Origin of the sequence: Streptomyces sp. NPDC058198, assembly GCF_042882605.1 — a bacterium.
GTDB lineage: Bacteria > Actinomycetota > Actinomycetes > Streptomycetales > Streptomycetaceae > Streptomyces.
On record NZ_JBHVVP010000012.1, the window covers coordinates 98,154 to 117,220 of the forward strand.

The 19,067-nt window shown below is 72.0% G+C and carries 18 protein-coding genes; 11 read left to right on the forward strand and 7 right to left on the reverse strand.

Annotation, left to right across the window (positions count from 1 at the left end):
- The first annotated feature begins 123 nt into the window (after nt 1–123).
- The 4 genes from ACFVWW_RS28895 (at nt 124) to dapD (ending at nt 2,333) form a co-directional block, all read left to right on the forward strand.
- Nucleotides 124–444: a DMT family transporter gene (locus ACFVWW_RS28895; RefSeq protein ID WP_384183463.1), complete on the forward strand. Its 321-nt coding sequence runs from the start codon at nt 124–126 to the stop codon at nt 442–444.
- On the forward strand, nt 444–980 hold the full coding sequence (locus ACFVWW_RS28900; RefSeq protein ID WP_384331236.1) for a TetR/AcrR family transcriptional regulator: 537 nt from the start codon (nt 444–446) through the stop codon (nt 978–980). The genes ACFVWW_RS28895 and ACFVWW_RS28900 overlap by 1 nt, the downstream gene beginning before the upstream one ends.
- Nucleotides 981–1,028: 48 nt before the next feature.
- Nucleotides 1,029–1,232 (forward strand): hypothetical protein, encoded by a 204-nt coding sequence (locus ACFVWW_RS28905; protein WP_384183458.1) that lies wholly within the window; start codon nt 1,029–1,031, stop codon nt 1,230–1,232.
- 111 nt (nt 1,233–1,343) lie between these two features.
- Nucleotides 1,344–2,333 carry a 2,3,4,5-tetrahydropyridine-2,6-dicarboxylate N-succinyltransferase gene (gene dapD, locus ACFVWW_RS28910; protein ID WP_384183456.1) on the forward strand — a complete coding sequence of 330 codons (990 nt, stop codon included), beginning with the start codon at nt 1,344–1,346 and terminating at the stop codon, nt 2,331–2,333.
- A gap of 51 nt (nt 2,334–2,384) precedes the next feature.
- On the opposite strand, the gene dapA is transcribed toward dapD, so the two are convergent.
- On the reverse strand, nt 2,385–3,287 hold the full coding sequence (gene dapA / locus ACFVWW_RS28915; RefSeq protein ID WP_386877772.1) for a 4-hydroxy-tetrahydrodipicolinate synthase: 903 nt from the start codon (nt 3,285–3,287) through the stop codon (nt 2,385–2,387).
- A gap of 485 nt (nt 3,288–3,772) precedes the next feature.
- On the opposite strand from dapA, the gene ACFVWW_RS28920 reads away from it, so the two are divergent.
- On the forward strand, nt 3,773–4,351 hold the full coding sequence (locus ACFVWW_RS28920; protein ID WP_386877771.1) for an SMI1/KNR4 family protein: 579 nt from the start codon (nt 3,773–3,775) through the stop codon (nt 4,349–4,351).
- Nucleotides 4,352–4,482: 131 nt separating this feature from the next.
- On the opposite strand, the gene ACFVWW_RS28925 is transcribed toward ACFVWW_RS28920, so the two are convergent.
- On the reverse strand, nt 4,483–6,315 hold the full coding sequence (locus tag ACFVWW_RS28925; protein ID WP_386877770.1) for an endonuclease/exonuclease/phosphatase family protein: 1,833 nt from the start codon (nt 6,313–6,315) through the stop codon (nt 4,483–4,485).
- Between the two features lie 195 nt (nt 6,316–6,510).
- On the opposite strand from ACFVWW_RS28925, the gene ACFVWW_RS28930 reads away from it, so the two are divergent.
- Complete coding sequence (locus ACFVWW_RS28930) at nt 6,511–8,001, forward strand: hypothetical protein (protein ID WP_384331233.1); 1,491 nt, start codon at nt 6,511–6,513, stop codon at nt 7,999–8,001.
- A 69-nt stretch (nt 8,002–8,070) separates the two neighbouring features.
- Here the strand turns inward: ACFVWW_RS28930 and ACFVWW_RS28935 are convergent, their stop codons facing one another.
- Nucleotides 8,071–8,838 carry an SDR family NAD(P)-dependent oxidoreductase gene (locus tag ACFVWW_RS28935; protein WP_384183444.1) on the reverse strand — a complete coding sequence of 256 codons (768 nt, stop codon included), beginning with the start codon at nt 8,836–8,838 and terminating at the stop codon, nt 8,071–8,073.
- Between the two features lie 103 nt (nt 8,839–8,941).
- Between ACFVWW_RS28935 and ACFVWW_RS28940 the strand changes: the two genes are divergently transcribed.
- The 3 genes from ACFVWW_RS28940 (at nt 8,942) to ACFVWW_RS28950 (ending at nt 12,622) form a co-directional block, all read left to right on the forward strand.
- Nucleotides 8,942–10,360 (forward strand): alkaline phosphatase PhoX, encoded by a 1,419-nt coding sequence (locus ACFVWW_RS28940; RefSeq protein ID WP_384331227.1) that lies wholly within the window; start codon nt 8,942–8,944, stop codon nt 10,358–10,360.
- Nucleotides 10,361–10,750: 390 nt separating this feature from the next.
- Nucleotides 10,751–12,331 carry a TROVE domain-containing protein gene (locus ACFVWW_RS28945; RefSeq protein WP_386877769.1) on the forward strand — a complete coding sequence of 527 codons (1,581 nt, stop codon included), beginning with the start codon at nt 10,751–10,753 and terminating at the stop codon, nt 12,329–12,331.
- A gap of 63 nt (nt 12,332–12,394) precedes the next feature.
- Nucleotides 12,395–12,622, forward strand: coding sequence for a hypothetical protein (locus ACFVWW_RS28950; protein ID WP_078490871.1), 228 nt, complete (start codon nt 12,395–12,397; stop codon nt 12,620–12,622).
- A gap of 125 nt (nt 12,623–12,747) precedes the next feature.
- Here ACFVWW_RS28950 and ACFVWW_RS28955 read toward each other — a convergent pair whose 3' ends face one another.
- The 3 genes from ACFVWW_RS28955 to ACFVWW_RS28965 form a co-directional block, all read right to left on the reverse strand.
- Entirely contained in the window at nt 12,748–13,947 is a 1,200-nt protein-coding gene (locus ACFVWW_RS28955; protein ID WP_386877768.1) for a TerD family protein, read from the reverse strand.
- 40 nt (nt 13,948–13,987) lie between these two features.
- On the reverse strand, nt 13,988–14,209 hold the full coding sequence (locus ACFVWW_RS28960) for a hypothetical protein (RefSeq protein WP_384183433.1): 222 nt from the start codon (nt 14,207–14,209) through the stop codon (nt 13,988–13,990).
- A gap of 76 nt (nt 14,210–14,285) precedes the next feature.
- The gene (locus tag ACFVWW_RS28965; protein WP_386877767.1) at nt 14,286–15,095 is read right to left on the reverse strand and encodes an NAD-dependent epimerase/dehydratase family protein; all 810 of its coding nucleotides are present in this window, start codon (nt 15,093–15,095) and stop codon (nt 14,286–14,288) included.
- A gap of 253 nt (nt 15,096–15,348) precedes the next feature.
- Here ACFVWW_RS28965 and ACFVWW_RS28970 point away from each other — a divergent pair, with 253 nt between their 5' ends.
- Both ACFVWW_RS28970 and ACFVWW_RS28975 read left to right on the forward strand, forming a co-directional pair.
- Nucleotides 15,349–16,431, forward strand: a complete 1,083-nt coding sequence (locus ACFVWW_RS28970) for a 5-dehydro-4-deoxyglucarate dehydratase (protein ID WP_386877766.1) — start codon at nt 15,349–15,351, stop codon at nt 16,429–16,431.
- Nucleotides 16,428–17,603, forward strand: coding sequence for a hypothetical protein (locus ACFVWW_RS28975; protein ID WP_386877765.1), 1,176 nt, complete (start codon nt 16,428–16,430; stop codon nt 17,601–17,603). Before ACFVWW_RS28970 ends, ACFVWW_RS28975 begins: the two co-directional genes overlap by 4 nt.
- Before the next feature lie 29 nt (nt 17,604–17,632).
- On the opposite strand, the gene ACFVWW_RS28980 is transcribed toward ACFVWW_RS28975, so the two are convergent.
- Entirely contained in the window at nt 17,633–18,889 is a 1,257-nt protein-coding gene (locus ACFVWW_RS28980; protein WP_386877764.1) for an MFS transporter, read from the reverse strand.
- Between the last annotated feature and the right edge of the window lie 178 nt (nt 18,890–19,067).

The window sequence follows — 19,067 nt, forward strand, 5'->3', positions numbered from 1 at the left end:
CTGCCCCGCTCTTCCTCGCCCCTGCCCGAACGGCACACCGTAGCGGTTCGGCACGGACCGGTGCGTACCGGTGCGCCACAGGGGTGTGTACGGCCGTACACATCGATGCGTACACTCGTACGCATGGGATACGGACTACTGGCCGCGGCCATCGCGGCGGAGGTGGCCGGCACGACGGCCATGAAATACAGCGAGGGCTTCACCCGGCTGTGGCCCTCGCTGGTGACCGTCGTCGGCTATGTACTCGCCTTCACCCTGCTCGCGCAGACGCTGAAGACGCTCTCCATAGGCACCGCCTACGCGATCTGGGCCGGCGCCGGCACGGCGGTCATCGCCGCCATCGGCATGATCTTCCTGGGGGAGTCGGCGAACCTGGTCAAACTGGCCGGCATCGCCCTCGTGATCGCGGGCGTGGTCGTACTCAACCTCGGAGGGGCCCACTGATGAGCCGTCGTTACGACCCCGAGCGGCGCCAGCGCATCATCGACGCCGCGATCCGGGTGGTCGGACGCAGCGGTATCGCCGGGCTGAGCCATCGCACGGTCGCCGCCGAGGCCGATGTGCCGCTCGGCTCGACCACGTACCACTTCGCCTCCCTGGACGAAGTCCTGGTCGCCGCGTTGCGGCAGGCCAACGAGGGGTTCGCCGCCGCCGTACGGGAGAGCGAGGTCTTCGCCCACCCGGAGTGTGATGTCCCCGCCGAGCTGGCCCGGCTCACCGGGGAGTGGCTCGCCGGGGAGCGTACGGGGGTGGAGCTGGAGTACGAGCTGTATCTCGCGGCCCTGCGCAAGCCCGCGCTGCGCCCGGTCGCGGCCGAGTGGGGCGACGGCGTCGCCGAGGCCCTGGCCCGGCACACCGATCCGGTCACCGCGCGGGCGCTGGTCGCGCTGCTGGACGGGATCTGTCTGCAGGTGCTGCTCACGGACGCGGTGTACGACGCCGAGTACGCGCGCGAGATGCTGGGGCGGCTGATTCCGTGAGCCGGGCCGCCCACCGGCCGCTCCGCTCGGCGGAGGTAGGTTGATCGAATGGACACCCCACCCCCGGGCCCTGAGATCACCTATGCCGAGTGCAGGCAGTGCGGCACGCTGATCGCCGGGCTCGACGGCCGCTACAGCTGTGGCGTCTGCGGCTGGGTCAACCACCACTCCGAGGGGCACGCGCCGCTGCCGCGGGCGGAGGACGACGTCGACCACACGGCGGGCGGCCGCGACCCCAACCGGCTGAGCTGAGCGCGGCCCATCCGGTGCGCCGCGCCGGCCGGATACGCGTACGCGCGGGGGACGCGCCCGTCACCTGAGACCGGTTCGCCCGCGCCCCGCCCCGCCCGTTAAGTTCTGAACATGACCGACACGACTTCTCCCCGCACCACCGGCGCCGTCGCCGCCGGCCTCGCCACCCTCACCGAGGACGGCACCGTCCTCGACACCTGGTTCCCCGCCCCCGGACTCTCCGCGGAGCCCGGCCCGGCCGGCACGGAGCGGCTGACCGCCGAGCGTGCCGTGGAGCTGCTGGGGGACGGCGCGGCCAAGGCCATCGGGCCCGACGCACGCCGCGGGGTCGAGGTCGTCGCCGTCCGTACGGTCATCGCCTCGCTCGACGACAAGCCGCTGGACGCCCACGACGCCTATCTGCGCCTGCATCTGCTCAGCCACCGCCTGATCGAGCCGCACGGCCAGAACCTGGACGGTCTCTTCGGGCTGCTCGCCAATGTCGCCTGGACCTCGCTCGGTCCGGTCTCCGTCGGCGCCCTGGAGGCGGTACGGCTCAACGCCCGCGCCGAGGGGCTGCACCTTCAGGTGACCTCGGTCGACAAGTTCCCGCGGATGACCGACTACGTCGCCCCCAAGGGGGTCCGGATCGCCGACGCCGACCGGGTACGCCTCGGCGCGCACCTCGCCGAGGGCACCACCGTGATGCACGAGGGCTTCGTCAACTTCAACGCCGGCACGCTCGGCACCTCCATGGTCGAGGGCCGGATCTCGGCCGGCGTCGTCATCGGCGACGGCACCGACATCGGCGGCGGCGCCTCCACCATGGGCACCCTCTCCGGCGGCGGCAAGGAGCGCATCGTCATCGGTGAGCGCTGCCTGATCGGCGCCGAGGCGGGGATCGGCATCGCGCTCGGCGACGAGTGCGTCGTCGAGGCGGGGCTGTATGTCACGGCCGGTACGCGCGTGACGCTGCCCGACGGGCAGATCGTCAAGGCGCGTGAGCTGTCCGGCGCGAGCAACATCCTCTTCCGCCGCAACTCGGTCACCGGCGCCGTCGAGGCCCGTCCGAACAACGCGGTCTGGGGCGGCCTCAACGACGTGCTCCACAGCCACAACTGAGCGCCACAACTGAGCACACCGGCCGTACCGGTCACGGCAGCGGTCACGCGGTCACGCCGGGCAGGTGGCGCCCGCGAGTTCTCCGTACGCCTTCAGCAGCCCGTCGGCCGTCTCCCGGCCGGCGGGCTGCAGCGGTTCACGGACCGGTCCCGCCGGCATACCGAGCCCGTCGAGCAGCGCCTTCGCGGTGACCGTGCCCGGCAGCCCGGACGCCATCATCAGCTCGGCCAGCGGAAGGGTGAGCTGGTTGAGGCGTACGGATTCGGCGCACGCGCCGGAGTCGTACGCGTCGAGGGCGGACCGCAGCTGCCGGGGCGCGACGTTGGCGACCGTGCTGACGAATCCGGCGCCGCCGACCGCGTACAGCGGGAGATTCAGCTCCTCGCACCCCGAGTAGTACGCGAGCGAGGTGCGGGCGATCACCGTGGAGCTGCCGAGCAGGTCGTACGCGCAGTCCTTGACGGCGACGATCCGGGGGTGTGCGGCGAGGCGGAGCATCGTCGCCGGCTCGATACGGGTGCCGGTGCGGCCCGGGATGTCGTAGAGCATCAGCGGGATGCCCGCCGCGTCGGCGACGCGCAGGAAGTGCGCCTCGACGGCCGGCTGCGGCGGGCGGCTGTAGTACGGCGTCACCACCAGCAGGCCGTCCGCGCCCGCCTGTTCGGCCGCGCCGGCCAGTTCGATGGTGTGCCGGGTGTCGGCGCTGCCGACACCGGCGACGATCTGGGCGCGCCCGCCGACCTCCTCGCACACGGCCCGGACGAGTGCGGTCTTCTCGGCGTCCGTGGTGGTGGGGGACTCGCCGGTGGTGCCGTTCAGGACCAGTCCGTCGCATCCCTCGGCCACCAGATGGCCCGCGAGCTTGCGGGCGCCGTCCAGATCCAGCTCTCCGGCGGCGGTGAAGGGCGTGATCATGGCGCACAGGGCGCGGCCGAAGGGGCGTGGAGTGCTCATACCGGCAGTGTCCGCCGGGGCACTGTGAAGGTCCACTTAGTTCCTCTTGGGGTGAAGGTGTAGCTGCGCTGAAAAGTATCGGCCGATGAGGTGTCCGGCAGGGTCGACGGCGGCCTCACAAGGGGCCCGATCCGGAAGGAGGCCGCATGAGGGGGATACGCCGTTCGGCCGCTGTGGCGGCCGGGGCATTGGTGCTGATGGCCGCGGCCGGATGCGCCGCCCTCAGAAACCACCGGACGGTGACGTCCTGAGCCGTCAAAACGGGGCGCGCTGCCCGTATTTCGGCATCAAATGGTGATCGATTGACCGTTCGGGATGCGGCAGGATGCTCCCATGACGCGTACCTTCCGGCCCCCGCTGCTTCCGCTCTTACCGCCCCTCGCGACGAGGACCGGAGCCCCGCACCACGGCGTGCCGGAGGGGGCCTCGGGGTAACGGTGACCGAACTGTCAGAGGTCGCTGTTCCAATGGAGAGCATGGAGAGCATGGACACCGAATACGCCAACCCGGGCGAAGCGGACCGGAGCGAACTCGACGCGCTGCGCGCGGCCTTCCCGCCGGAGCACTGCACGCCGGCGCTGGGATGGGACGCGGTGCGCGCCTTCGAGCGTGAACAGGGGATCGTCCTGCCCGAGCCGTACCGCACGCTGGTCGCCGAGATCTGCGACGGCTGTAGCGAAGGGCCCGCCGATGTCGACGGGCTGATACCCGTGGCGGCGGTGCCCGCCGACTGGGGCTGCGACGAGAAGCAGCGGGTGCTGTCGAAGCCCTTCCCGCTCACCGAGGCCTGGGTGTGGGAGGACGACCCCCGTCCGTACGAGGAGATCGAGCCCCTCATCGACGAGGTGTGCAACCACGGCAGCGTGGTGCTGGGCACGGACGGCTGCGGTATGTACTGGCATCTTGTCGTCACGGGCGCGCACCGGGGCCGGATCTGGAACATCAGCGACGTGGGCGCGGCGCCCTACGGAGCGGCGTTCGGCCACCCCACCGCCGAGGGCTTCGCGGCCTGGGTGGGCCACTGGGCGGCCACGCGCCGGCCGTGGTTCGACGTCGTGGTCTGAGGGGCGCCGGTCCGGGCCCGCCCGGGATCACCCGGCCACAGTGGCGGCGGTACACAGCGCGATCAGCCTGAGCGCCGGGTGAGAGCGGTGGTCCGGCCGTACGTGGGGTATGGCCGGACCACCGCGGCTTCTCAGGGGCGGAAGCGCAGCACCTGCGGGTCGTGGTCGCTGTTCTGCTGGGCGAACTCCGCGTTGATGTGCACGCTGTCGTAGTCGAAGGAGCCGCCGGTGATCGACGGACTGGTCAGGATCTGGTCCAGGACCTGCGTGTTGCCCTGGTAGACGTACGAGTAACGCTCCGAGGCGGGCAGGGACTTCACCGCCGGGTACAGCGCGCCGCCGGCGGACAGCGCCTTGGCCGTGTCCGAGAACTCGAAGTCGTTGATGTCGCCGAGGACGAGGACGTCCGCGTCGCGCTGGGCCGCGAGGATGTCCTTGACGAAGGCGTTCACCGACTGTGCCTGCTGGAGCCGCTGGACCTCGGAGACACGGTTGACCGGCTGGTGGTGCGAGGTCAGGCTCTCGTCGCCGCCCTTCGAGGCGAAGTGGTTCGCGATCACGAAGACCGGGCGGCCGCGGAAGGAGAACTCACCGGCGAGCGGCTTGCGGCTGGTCGTCCAGGCGGCGTTCGCCGGGTCGATCCGGCCGGGCGAGAGGGTGAGGGCCGCGCGGCCGTTCGCGCGTACGACGCCCGTCGCCGTCGTCGCGTCGCCGCCGGGGCGGTCGGTGAAGGAGACCCGCGCCGGGTTGTAGAGGAAGACCTGGCGGATGTTGCCGCCGGGCGCGCCGCCGTCCGTGTTGTTCTCCGGGTCGACCGTGCGCCAGGCGTAGGAGGGACCACCGGCTGCGGTGACCGCCGCGGTGAACTTCTTGATGGTCTCCTCGGCGGACACCGTTCCGTCGTTCGTGGCGCCCGTGTTGTCCTGGATCTCCTCCAGCGCCAGGATGTCGGGGGAGGCCAGGTTCCGCACGACCGCGTCCGCGAGCGCGTCGAACTTCGCCTGCGGGTCGGAGGGCGCGAGGTTCTCGACGTTGTACGTGGCGACCGCCAGCTCGGCGTCGCGCTGCGGACGGGTGGTCTCGCGGGTCAGCTTCCGGTCGGTGACCGTGCCCAGCGTGCGGGCGACGAGCGTGTAGCCGCCGTACTGGTTGAAGTCCAGGGGGCCTTCGGTGGTCCCGGACAGGGTGTCGCCGACGTTCGCGGTCGGGAAGGGCCGCTCGGCGACCGGAGCCAGCTGCTGGATCTGCAGCCGGCCGGTGTTCTGGGACGTGTACGAGCCGTAGACCGTGCCGCCGCGGCGGTTGTCGTTCTCCTGCGGCTTCACCGTCACCCACAGCTCGGCGAACGCGTCGGTGGCGCCGACCACGCGCGAGCCGCCGATGCGGACGTTCATGCCCTCCAGCGACTCGTAGTGGTCGAGGGCGTAGCTACGGGGCTTGAGAGCAAGGCCGTTGATGCTGCCGTCGGCCGCCGGGTCGCCCTTCGGGGCGTACGCCGAGGGCACCGACTTCTCCGAAATGGTGACCGGCGCGGGGACCTTGTTGCCGGAGGAGACGACCGTCACCTTCGGCGAGGTGATCTGGGTGAGCGACTGGTTGCCGGAGGCGGCGCCGCCGGGGATGTACTCGGCGACGGTGCCGGAGACCAGCACGGAGTCGCCCACGGCGACGGTCGGCGCGGTGCTGGTGAAGACGAAGACGCCCTCGCTGGTGGCGTCGTCGCGGTCCGGGTTCGGGTCCTGGATCCAGAAGCCCCGGGAGCCGGAGGTCCGTACGCCGGTGACGATGCCGGGGACGTCGGCGACCGGGGCGCCCACCAGCGGGGATATCCGGCCGGTGCCCTGAATGCCGTGGATCCGGATCTCCGCGGCGGTGGCGGGGCCCGCGCCGGCGAGCAGTCCGGCGGCCAGAGCGGTGGCGACGAGAGCGGGCACGGCGGCCGCTCTCGGTACGGAAGAAGGCATCACTGAACTCCGGAAGTGAGGGACGAGGGTGGTTCCACGCGGTTCTACGCGCGTCAATCTCTTGGCTGGACGAGCTCTTGTCAAGGGCGCCCGGCTGTACGCCGCTTGTCGGGCACCGGAACCGGGTGGGAAGGGGCCAAAAACGTCTACGCTGGAAAGGCTATTGATCCCGCACGCCGCAAGGAGAACCGCCAGATGCCCGGAGACCTCCCCACCCTGCCGCCGGTGCGACTGCCCTCGGACGCGGAACTGGCGCGGGACGCGCTCGCCGCCCCGCTGCTCGCCCGCGCGGTGCGCCTCGCCCGCTGGGCGGGGCCGGGGACGCGGGTCGGAGCCGGCGGCGAGCTGGTCGACGAGCAGCTGCCCGCGGCGGCGGAAGTGCTCGGCCTCGGCGACGAACTGACGGAGGGGGACGGCGAGGCGTACGCGAGCGAGGCGTGGCGGGTCGCCGTCGATACGGGACTTGTCACGGTCGAGGACTCGGACGAGGACGCGCACGGCCGCTCGGACGAGGACCACACCGCGGGGCGCGTCACCGCGGGCCCGCAGCTCGGGCGGATCACCTCCGGTTCCCCCCAGGACATCCTGTCGCTCTGGCTGGACGCCCTCGACGTCGTGTTCGCCGACGCCACCGCGCCCGTCCTGGACGACCTGGCCGCGGCCATCGGCGACGACGGCGAGATCGACCTCGAGTCGCTGGACTGGGATCCGGAGGCGGAGGCGGAATTCCTGGAGGGCGTCCTCGGCAATCTCTACCTGCTCACCCTCGCCGACGGCGACGCGGCGGAAGGCCCCGTACCGCTGCCCGTCCTCGCCGCCTCGATGATCGTGCCCGAAGACATGGGCGACCCCACCGACGACATCCTGGAGCAGGTGTCCGAGGCGATGATGCGGCTGGACGACCAGTTCCGACTGCTGGAGCCGATCGGACTCGTCTCGTACATGCCGGTGGACGAGGCCCTGATGGCGGAGGACAACGAGGACCAGGCGAACGCGTCCACCCCGTCCATCGACGCGGAGGACGTCACCCGCTACGGCATGGTCCAGCTGACGCCGCTCGGGCTGCACGGCATCAGGTCACGGATGCTGGAGGCGGGGGTCGACGCCCCCGCCGTCGGCGATCTCGCGGACAAGGACGCGCACGCGCTGCTCGACGGCGTCGCGCACTTCCCCGAGTTGTCCGCCCGCGCCGAGACGGAACAGTGGCTGGCCCGCCGCGCGCCGGCCGACGCCGCGCGTGAACTGCTGGCCGCCGCCCGCGGCACCGACCCCGGCGCTCCGCTGCGCCGCCTCCACTGCCAGCAGGCGCTCTCGCTCGTCGGCGCGGAGGCCGAGCCCGCGGTACGGGAGGTCCTGGACGACGCGGAACTGGGCGGCCTGGCCCGCGTCTGGCTGGCCGAACTGGGGGCCGGCGACGTGCCGCCGCCGCCCGAGTCGATGATCTTCTGGCTGGCCATCGACACGATCGCGGCGCAGCTCGACGCCGAGGACGAGCCGGCCGAACTCCAGGAACTGGTCGAGAGCCTGGTCGGCCGGCACCGCGGCTTCTTCGACGCGGCGTGGCGGGTCGACCATCCGGCGACGGCGGAGGTGCTGGAGGCGATGGGGCGGCTGCACCGGGACCGGGCGGCGTCGAAGGACGCGCGGAAGGCGGCGTTCAAGGCGCGCTCGCGTGGGAGCGCCTGAGGGGTACGGACGCGGGGTCGCGCGGCGGGGGGTGAGGGCCGGGGTCGGCCCCCACCCCCGGCCCGACCCCTACATACGGAGATGCGACGCGCCGTTCAGGTCCAGGATCGCTCCCGAGGACCACTCCGCCGACGGCGACGCCAGCCAGAGCACGGCGTCCGCCACTTCCTCCGGGGACGCCACCCGGCCGAACGGGCTCTGCGCGCGGATCGCGTCACCTTCGGCGCCGGCCAGCCGGTCCGCCACCCGTTCCGTGCTGAAGAAGCCCGGGGCGACAGAGGCCACGCCGATGCCGTGCGGGGCCAGGGAGACCGCCAGGGACTGGCCCAGGGCGTGCACCGCCGCCTTGGTGGCGCCGTAGGCCGGGTGGTCCGGTTCGCCGCGGAAGGCGCCCCGGGAGCCGATGTTGACGATCCGGCCCGCCGCGCCCCGGTCGATCATGGAGCGGGCGGCGCGGTGGCTGAGCAGGGCCGTGGCCAGGAGGTTGACGGACATGTGGCGCTGCCAGGCCTCCGCCCACTCCTCGTACGACGTCGTGGGCAGCGGATGACGCTCGTTCACCGCCGCGTTGTTGACCAGCACATCGATCCCGCCGAGCGCCTCCGCCGCCTCGTCCGCGACCCGCGCCGCCCCGGCCGGGTCCGAGAGATCGCCGCCCACCAGGGCATGGCCCGTGCCGGCCAGTGACGACAGGGTGAGCCGGGCGTCCGAGGCGCGGCTGCCGTAGTGGACGGCGACCCGGTCGCCGTTGGCGGCGAAGGCCCGGGCGACGGCGCGGCCGAGACCGCGGGAGGCGCCGCTGACGAGGACACGGCGGCCGGTGGCTGGCAGGTTCATGGAAGGGGGCCTTTCGATGTCGGACGGTGTTCAACCGGCGTTCAGGCGCGGGCGGGAGTGTCGGGAGCGTAACCCCGACTCAGGTGCCCTTCAGGAGACCGTGATGCCGCTGACCCGCAGGGAATTCACCGGAAAATCCGCACTCACCGGGGCGGGATTCGTCGTCACCGGCGCCGCGGGCGCCCTCGCCACCGCGCCCGGCGCGCTCGCCGCCGAGGACGCTCCCGAGGTCAGCGGCGCGGCCGCGCCCGAGCCGGGGTACGGACAGCTGGTCCCCGACCGCCGGGGCATGCTCGCGCTGCCGGCCGGCTTCTCGTACCAGGTCATCACGCACAGCGGTGTCACCACGCTGGAGACCGGCGAGGACACCCCCTCCAATCACGACGGCACCGCGACGTTCGAGGGCCCGCGCGGAGTCACGCTGCTCGTCAACAACCACGAGCTGAAGGGCCCCAGGGCCGACTGGCAGTACCCGGTGCCGCTCACCGAGGGCCTGGTCTACGACCCCGCCGCGGCCGGCGGCTGCACCGTCGTGGAGACCCACCACGACGGCCGCACCGCGGAGTGGGTCGGCATCGCCGGTACCTCCACCAACTGCGCCGGCGGACGCACCGCCTGGGGCACCTGGCTCACCTGCGAGGAGAACTCCGACCGGGCCGGTGAGAACGGCATGACCAAGGACCACGGCTATGTCTTCGAGGTCGACCCCTACGACCGCCGCGCCAACCGCGACCCCCGGCCCGTCAAGGCCTTCGGCCGCTTCGACCACGAGGCCGTCGTCGTCGATCCCCGTACCGGCTACGCCTATCTGACGGAGGACGCCTCGGGCCCCAACGGGCTCCTCTACCGGTGGGTTCCGCCGCACGGCTTCAAGCACGGGCGCGGCCGGCTGCGCCGGCTCGCCGACGACGCGGGCACCCTGCAGGCACCCCGCTGCTTCGACGCGGGCGGCCGCTTCGTCGACGACCTCTCGCGCGCCACCAAGCTGGGCACCGTCTACGGCGTGGACTGGCTGGACGTACCCGACCGGGACGCGAAGACCGTTGACGTGCGGGAGCAGTTCGACGGCGAGGACGTCACGCGGGCCAGGAAGCTGGAAGGCATGTGGTGGGCGGACGGCGGCGCGTACCTCGTCTCCTCGTACGCCCGCGACGAGAGCCCGGGCGCCCCGCACGACGGGCAGGTGTGGTTCTACCACCCCAGGCGGCGCACACTGACGCTCAAGGTGCTGCTGGGCGTCAACGCAGAACCGGACCGGGACGGCGCCTTCGACGGCCCGGACAACATCACCGTCTCCCCGTACGGAGGTCTGGTCATCGCGGAGGACGGTGAGGGTGTCCAGCACCTGTTCGGCGCGACGGAGCGCGGCCGTACGTACCCCCTCGCCCGCAACGACCTCAACGACAGCGAGTTCACCGGCGTCGTCTTCTCGCCCGACGGCCGCACGCTGTACGCCAATATCCAGGAGCCGGGCATCATGCTGGCCATCACCGGCCCGTGGCGGCGCTCGCCGCGGCACTGACCGCGCGGTACGCCCGTACCGACGCCGCCGGTTCCACGCTCCGCCGAAAACCCGTGGCACCCGCTCAGTCGCTCCTCCTAAAGTGATCCTTGTCCAGGTGCGACAGGCAGGACCTACTTCCACTTCTAATGGGGAGGCCGCGGGTTCGAATCCCGCCATCGGCATTTCGTGCCGGTGTAGCTCAGTTCGGCAGAGCACCACACGTCGGTTCCGCCGGCCTTGATCTCTGGACATTCGACGTCAGGCACGCACCTCCCGGTGCGCGGGCCGCGGCTACTTCCTTTCCCGAAATCACGCCGCGGCCACTTTGATCTCGGGAGGCGCGGCGTGCCGCTGTGCACGCCGCGCTTTCCCTGAACATCCGGCATTCTGGAATTCGGGGGAATTCTCATGGCCCGCTTCAACACCCGTACCACCAAGGCCCGCACCACGTCGCCCGTGCGGTCGGCCGGCGTCACCACGCGCACCCACGAGGGCGGCGCGGGCGTCCTGCGTGACCCCAAGTCCGAACTCTTCCTGCTCGCCGTCGCCAACTTCGTCGCGCAGCAGACATTTTACGAGCCGGGCGACGAGCGCGACGACCGGTTCGCCGGGCTCGTGCGCAGGCTCGCCGTCGAGGACCCGGAGTGGACCGCCGCGCTGCTCGGCTGGCTGCGGGACGACGGCCGGATGCGCACCGCTTCGATCGTCGGCGCCGCCGAGTACGTCAAGGCGCGGCTCGACGCGGGCGCCACGGAGGGCCCGGCCAACCGGCAGGTCGTCACCTCCGTCCTGCTGCGCCCGGACGAGCCGGGCGAGCTGCTCGGCTACTGGACCTCGCGATACGGCCGTAATGTCCCCAAGCCCGTCAAGCGCGGCATCGCGGACGCCGTCCGCCGGCTCTACAACGGAAAGTCGCTGCTCAAGTACGACACCGCCGCCAAGGGGTACCGCTTCGGCGACATCCTCAACCTGGTCCATGCCGCGCCCGACCCGGCGAAGCCGTGGCAGGGCGAGCTGTTCCGTTACGCCCTCGACCGGCGCCACCACCCCGAGGCCGCCGTCCCGCCCGTCTCGGACCGCGTCCTCACCGCCCACCGGGCGCTGATGGAGCTGCCGGTCGCGGAGCGGCGCGCGGTGGTCACCGCCCGCGACGGCGCGGCGCGTCTGGCCGAGGCGGGTATGACCTGGGAGGCGCTCGCGGGCTGGCTGCAGGGGCCGATGGACGCGGCGGCCTGGGAAGCCGTCATTCCGTCCATGGGCGCGATGGCCCTGCTCCGTAACCTGCGGAACTTCGACCAGGCAGGGGTCGGGGACGAGGTCGCGGCGGGGGTCGCGGCGAAGATCTCCGATCCCGAAGTGGTCGCGAAGGCAGGACAGTTCCCGTTCCGCTATCTCGCGGCGTACCAGCACGCGCCGTCGCTGCGCTGGGCTTATCCGCTGGAGAAGGCGCTCGGTCATTCGCTGGCCAATGTGCCGTCGCTGTCCGGCAGGACGCTGATCCTGGTCGACCGTTCGGGTTCGATGTGGAACCGGCTCTCGGACCGCTCCGAGCTCAACCGCGCCGACGCCGCCGCGATCTTCGGTGCGGCGGTGGCCATGCGGGCGGCGGACGCCGATCTGGTGGAGTTCGGTACGACGAGCGCGCCGGTGGCCTACCGGCGGGGCGAGTCCGTGCTGAAGGTGCTGGAGCGTTTCGGGAACCTCGGCGGCACGGACACCACCGAGGCCGTCCGCACTCACTACCGGCGCCATGACCGCGTGATGATCATCACGGATGAGCAGGCGGCGTACCACGGTCACGGGGATCCGGCCGGGCAGGTTCCGGCGGATGTTCCGGTCTATAACTGGAATCTCGCGGGGTACCGGGCCGGGCACGCCCCGTCCGGTCAGGACGGGCGGCATACCTTCGGCGGCCTGACGGACGCGGCGTTCCGCATGGTCTCGCTGCTGGAGAGCGGACGGGACGCGGACTGGCCCTGGAAGGGGTGATCCGGCGGCCCGTCGGACGCCGGGCATGGCGCGGCAGGGCCCCTTGGGCGCATACTCCAAGTAATGACAAAGTCAGCCGGATCCCGGCGCCACCTGCCGTCCAGTCCCTTCAACCGCCAGGCCCCGGCCTCACCCCCGCCCGAGCAGTTCGATGTGGGAGACCGTGTCTCCCACGATCAGTTCGGGTTGGGCAGAGTCATCGGAGTCGAGGGCGAACATGCCGTGCTCATCGATTTCTCGGGGCGACAGGGGAGGATCCTGAGCCCCTTCGCCAAGCTCACCAAGCTCTGAAGCCGAGCCTGGAGCGGGAGGCCGAGCCCCTGGGCCGCCGCGGGTCCTGAGGGACCGCGGCGGCCCGCAGGGGCGTCTTTTTTTGCCCGCCCGCGCGGCCGCCCCCCGGCCGCCCGCGCCGTCGGTCAGAGGATCTTCGCGGCGGGCTTCACCATGCCGCGGACCGTGCGGGACTTCACGAACTCCCCGAGGCCGGTCATCTCCCACTCGCCGGAGAACTGCTTGATCAGCTTCGCCATCATCACGCCGGTCTGCGGCTCGGCGGTGGTCAGGTCGAAGCGCACCAGTTCCTCGTCGGTGGCCGCGTCGATCAGCCGGCAGTAGGCCTTGGCGACCTCGGTGAACTTCTGGCCCGAGAACGAGTTGACCGTGAAGACCAGGCCCGTCGCGTCGGCGGGCAGCCGGCCGAGATCGACGACGATCACCTCGTCGTCACCCGCGCCCTCTCCCGTGAGGTTGTCGCCGGAGTGCTTGACCGCTCCGTTGAGGATGGAGAGCTTGCCGAAGTAGCAGCTGTCCAGGTGGTTCCGGTTCGGACCGTAGGCGATCACGGAGGCGTCGAGGTCGATGTCCTTGCCGCGGTACGCGGGCTCCCAGCCGAGGCCCATCTTGACCTTCGAGAGCAGCGGGCGGCCGCCCTTGACCAGGGACACCGTCTGGTTCTTCTGGAGGCTGACCCGGCCCTTGTCCAGGTTGATCTTGCCGCTGCCCGGAGCGGCCGCGGGCGGGGCGGGCGCAGCGGCCGGCGCCGGGGGAGCGGCGGCGGCGCGCGGGTCCGCCACGGCGGGGGCAGGAGCGGGCACGGGGGCGGCTGCCGGGGCGGGCTCCTCGACCGAGACGCCGAAGTCGGTGGCGATGCCCGCGAGCCCGTTGGCGTATCCCTGGCCGACCGCGCGGACCTTCCACGCGCCGTTCCGCTTGTAGATCTCCACGATCACGAGGGCGGTCTCGGCGCCCAGCTGCGGCGGGGTGAAGGTGGCGAGCGCGCGGCCGTCGGAGGCGTCACGGACCGTCGCGGTGGGCTCGATGCCCTGGAAGCTCTGGCCCGCGGCGTCCGGGCTCGCCGTGACGACGATCTTCTCGATACCGGCGGGGACGGCCGCGGTGTCGACGACGATCGCGTCCGGCGCGGAGCCCCCGCCCGAGCGGTAGCTCACACCGGGGCCGGCCGGCTGGTTGTAGAAGATGAAGTCGTCATCTGAGCGCACCTTGCCGTCGGCGGTGAGCAGCAGGCCCGATACGTCGAGCCGCACCGGAGCGGCGACGTCCACCGCCACATGGGCGGTGGAGAGGGGGATGTTCGAGCCGGGGGTCATAGCTGTCATGCCAGACGTAACGAGCGAACCCGCTTTACCGTTCCCTTACCTACCGCCGATTGCGCGGATGACCGCGCGCCGTGCGTTCGTTTCCGAATTTGTACGCACCGGTCCAGCGCGCCATCACCAGTTGGGCGTCGCCCGACTCCACCTCGGCGAGGAACTTCTCCGCCCGGCCGCCGCGCAGCACCGTGGCGGCGCGGCCGCGATGCGTGATGACGACCGAGCCGTCACCCCGCTGCTGATAGCTGAATCCGAAAGGCCGGGGCATCCGCTCATCGTGCCCGTACGCGTATGCGGCTGTCGCGCGAATTGTTCCGCCGGTCCCGCTCGTCCGCCGGTCCGGCTCAGTGGGGCCACAGCGGCGGGTTGGTGGTGAAGTGGCCGCCCAGATGCGCGTGGTCCGGATTGTCCGGGTCCAGTTCGCCCTGTTCCGCGATGAGCTTCTCGGCGTACTGCTCCGAGTCGTCCTGGGGCTCGTACCCCAGTGCTCGCGCCGTCGTCAGGTCCCACCACAGCCGGGTGTTGGCGGAGGAGCCGTAGACGACGCTGTGGCCGACGTGGTCCGCGGTGAGCGCGGCGTGGAAGAGCCGGGCGCCGTCGCCGGGGCTCATCCAGACGGAGAGCATGCGGACCGAGGCCGGTTCCAGGAAGCAGGAGCCGATCCGGACGGAGACGGTCTCCATGCCGTGCAGATCCCAGTAGAGCTGCGCGAGGTCCTCGCCGAAGCACTTGGAGAGTCCGTAGTACGTGTCGGGGCGGCGCGGGGCGTCGATGGGGATGAGCGGATCATCGCCCCGCGGGCGCGGGGTGAAGCCGATCGCGTGGTTGCTGGAGGCGAAGACCGTGCGCCGGACGCCTTCCGCGCGGGCCGCCTCGTAGAGGTTGTACGTCCCCTCGATATTGGCGCGCAGGATCTTGTCGAAGGAGGCTTCCAGCGAGATGCCCGCGAGGTGGATGATCGCGTCGACGCCCCGCACGGCCTCCCGCAGGGCCTCCTTGTCCGCCAGATCGGCGGTGATGGCGGCCGGCTCGCCCTCGATGGGGGTTGCGTCGAAGAGGCGCAGTTCGTAGCCGTACGCGGGCAGCAGGCCCCGCATCAGGGTGCCGAGGCCGCCGGCGGCGCCGGTGAGCAGGACGGTGCGGGGTGCGGACATGGGCGGAATCTCCTCGACGGCTCGGATCAAAACTCAGATCCGTAGACGATATTCACATGCGTGGACACGCTAAGGAGTGGTGTGCGGCACCGTCAAGTGTCGCGCGGAGGGGGTTGATCCGTCTCTGGGTTGCGGTTTCCCGTCTTGACCTGCGGCGCGCGGCTGCCCTAGCGTGGCAGCGTTCAGAGATATGGACGTCGATCAGAATTGTGCACGAGCGGTCAGCGCTCGGCGCACGGCCCAGGGAGCGCCCGTGACCTCAGCCCCGCTCGCCGCCCGCCTCACCCGAGTGGAGGGGCCGCTGTTCTTCCCCGTCACCGCGTACGGACCGGACGGCACCCTCGACCTCGACGCCTTTCGCGCGCATGTCAGAAGGGGCGTCGACGCGGGAGCCGCCGCGGTCTTCGCGTGCTGCGGCACGGGTGAGTTCCACGCCCTCACCCCGGAAGAGTTCCGCGCCTGTGTCGCCGCGGCCGTCGAGGAGACGGCGGGCCGGGTTCCCGTCGTGGCGGGGGCCGGTTACGGCACGGCGCTCGCCGTCCAGTACGCGAAGGCCGCCGAGGAGGCGGGTGCGGACGGACTGCTCGCCATGCCGCCCTATCTGGTCGTCGCCGACCAGGAGGGCCTGCTGCGCCACTACACCGCGCTGGCCGCCGCCACCGGCCTGGAGACCATCGTCTACCAGCGTGACAACGCCGTCTTCACCCCCGAGACCGTCGTCGAGCTCACCAAGGTGGACGGCATCATCGGCCTCAAGGACGGTTACGGCGACCTCGATCTGATGCAGCGCATCCTGAGCGCCGTACGCACCGAGGAGCCCGGTCGCGACTTCCTCTTCTTCAACGGCCTGCCCACCGCCGAACTCACCGGCCTCGCCTACCGGGGCATCGGCGTCACCCTGTACTCCTCCGCCGTCTTCTGCTTCGCCCCGGAGATCGCGCTCGCCTTCCACCGGGCCCTGGCCACCGGCGACGACACCACCGTGAACCGCCTCCTGGACGGCTTCTACCGCCCGCTGGTCGAACTGCGCGCCAAGGGACGCGGATACGCCGTCTCGCTCGTCAAGGCGGGTGTCAGGCTGGGCGGACTGGACGTCGGGGAGGTACGGCCGCCCCTCAGCGAGCCGCAGCCCGCGCACATCAAGGAGCTCGGCGAGATCATCGAGCGGGGCTACGCCCTCCTCGGGGACGGCGCCGGCGCCGGGAACGGCCCGAAGGACAGCGCGGACGACGGCGTGCGGGACGGAGTGCGGGACGGCGCGGACGACGGCGCGCGGGACGGAGTGCGGGACGGCGTGGGGGACGGCGCGCGGGACAGCGCGGAGGGCGGCGCGTGAAGACCTCCGCGTTTCTCTACCCCTGGGACGTGACGGGCGACCCGGACGCCGCCGCGAGGATCGCGGACCTCGGAGTCCAGCAGGTCACCCTCGCCTCCGCCTACCACTCCACCCGCGCGCTGACTCCCCGTCATCCGCGCCACCGCGTCGTCACCGCCGAGCACGCCGCCGTCCTCTACCCGCCGGACGAGTCCCGCTGGGCGGAGCGCGACCTGCGTCCGTACGCCGCGGGGGCCTGGGCCCCCGGCGATGCCTACGGCGAGGCCGCCGAGGCGCTGGCCGGCGCCGGTCTCGACGTACACAGCTGGGTGGTCCTCGCGCACAACTCCCGCCTCGGCGCCGAGCGTCCCGACACCTCCGTGGTGAATGCCTACGGCGACCGCTACCCCTGGGCGCCCTGTATCGCGCGGCCCGCCGTCGCCGCGTACCTGGTGGAGCTGGCGGCCGAGGCGGCCGTACGTCCCGGGGCGCGCGGCACCGAACTGGAGTCCTGCGGCTGGTACGGACTGGCCCATCTGCACGCCCACGACAAGATCGCGGGCGTCGGCCTCGGGGACGCGGCGCACTATCTGATGTCGCTCTGCTTCTGCGCCGACTGCCGGGCGGGATACGCCGGACTCGGGGCGGACCCGGACGAGCTGGGCTGCGCCGTCCGGCGCGCGCTGGAGCCCGTCTGGGCCACGGGTTCCGCCGAGGCGGGAAGGACCGCCGTCGAGAAGCTCCTCGGCGCGGATCTCGCCGCCGTCACCTTCGACTGGCGCGGCGGGAGCGCCCGTACGCTCCAGGAGTCGGCGGTCGCGGCCGTACGGGCGGCGGCGGAACCCGGCTTCCAGGTGCTGCTGCACGCCGACCCCGCGCCGTACCGCACCGGCGCCAACGCGGGCGTGGACCCGGCGCACATCCTGGGTGTCGCGGACGGGGTGGTCCTGCCCTGCACCGGGGGCGCGGCGGAGGCGATGCTGACGCCCTTCGCGGACCACCGGTCCGAGTCCTCCGTCCTGGCCGCCAACTTCACCGTCGTCAGCGGGATGGGCGGCAGCCCGGGCACCCTCGCCGAAGACGCGGCGCGGGCCGAGGCGCTCGGCGCGACCGAACTGCGCCTGTACCACGCGGGTCTGGCCTCGGACGCGGACCTGACGTCGGTCGCGGCAGGTCTGTCACACCTCGGCTGAGAGCCTGTCGGGTGGCCTTCGATCAGAGGTCATCCGACAGGCCCCGAACCCGCTCCCGCGTGGTCGTCCCGGCCGTCCGCGGCCAGGACGGCGCGGCGCCGCGCGTGACCGGGAGAGGCCAGGGCGATGCCCGTCAGCAGCCCGATCACCCCGGCCACGGGCAGCAGCACGGTGATGTCGACGAACGCGATCAGGCCCGCGCCGAGCCCCAGCGCCACCGCGTTCGGCGCGAAGATCAGCGTGTTGGCGGTGGCGGCGGTCCGGCCGAGCACCGCGGCCGGGATCTCCCGCTGCACCGCCGTCAGCGCCGCGATCAGCACGCACGGCAGCCCGAGCCCGACCCCGAAGGAGCCCGCCAGCACCACCGCGTCGTACGGCAGTGCCCGCAGCCCGAGCGAGACCGCGAACAGCGCGATGCCCGCGGCCGCGAACACCCGCTCCGGCAGTCTGCGCAGCAGCGGACCGGCCACCAGCCCGATCAGTACGGACCCGGCCCCCTGCACCGCGTACAGCAGCCCCAGATAGCTGGGGGCGCGGCCGAGGCCCTGGTCGACGACCGCGAAGGCCGTCGCGCCGTTGAGCCCGGCGAGCAGCATCGTGACCGACGCGGCGAGTACGAGGGGGCGTACGACGGCGGAGCCCCGCAGCCTGCGTACGCCCTCGGTCAGCCCGGCGAGCCGGGCCCCCGTGGGTTCCGGGGCCGGTTTCTCCTCCCGTACGCGCATCATCGCGAAGAGCCAGGCGGCCAGGACGAACGTCACCGCGTCGAGCACCGCCACGGGCCCACCGCCGAACCGGGCGTAGAGCCCCGCGCCCGCGAGCGGCGCGATGAGCTTCATGCCCTCGTTGGCGGTCATCCGCAGCCCGTTGAAGTCGCCCAGCAGCCGCTTGTCGACGGCGGTGGCGACGAGGGCCGTCTCCGCCGCGTCCTGGACGACCCCGTTCACCCCGTACAGGAACAGGACACAGAACAGGAGCCAGACACGGTCCGCCGAGTCGACGGCGAGCAGCGAGACCAGCAGCGCCGCCATGGCGAGATTGCAGCCGATCAGCAGCGGCCGCCGGCGTACCCGGTCGGCGACCGTCCCCAGCAGCGGCCCCACCAGCGTCGGGGCCCACATCGCGAAGACGGTGAGCGCGGCCAGACTGTCGGAGCCGGTCAGTGACTTGACCCAGATGCCGGACGCGAGCCACAGCGCGGACGTACCGAAGCCGGACACGATCACCCCGGACAGATACAGCCCCGCGTTACGGTCCCGCAGGACGCTCCCACCGGTCCATCCCATGCCCCCACCAGCCCTTTCGCCCCACCCGAGCGCTCTGTCTCCCACGGGTCGCCAGCGTGGCAGCTGAGGTCCGGGGAGGGGCATCGGGCAATCGCCCTACTTCCGGGCGGGAGAAGGCCTTAGGCGGCGGTCGCGGCACAAGGACGGCGGTCGCGGTACAGACGGCGGTCGCGGTACA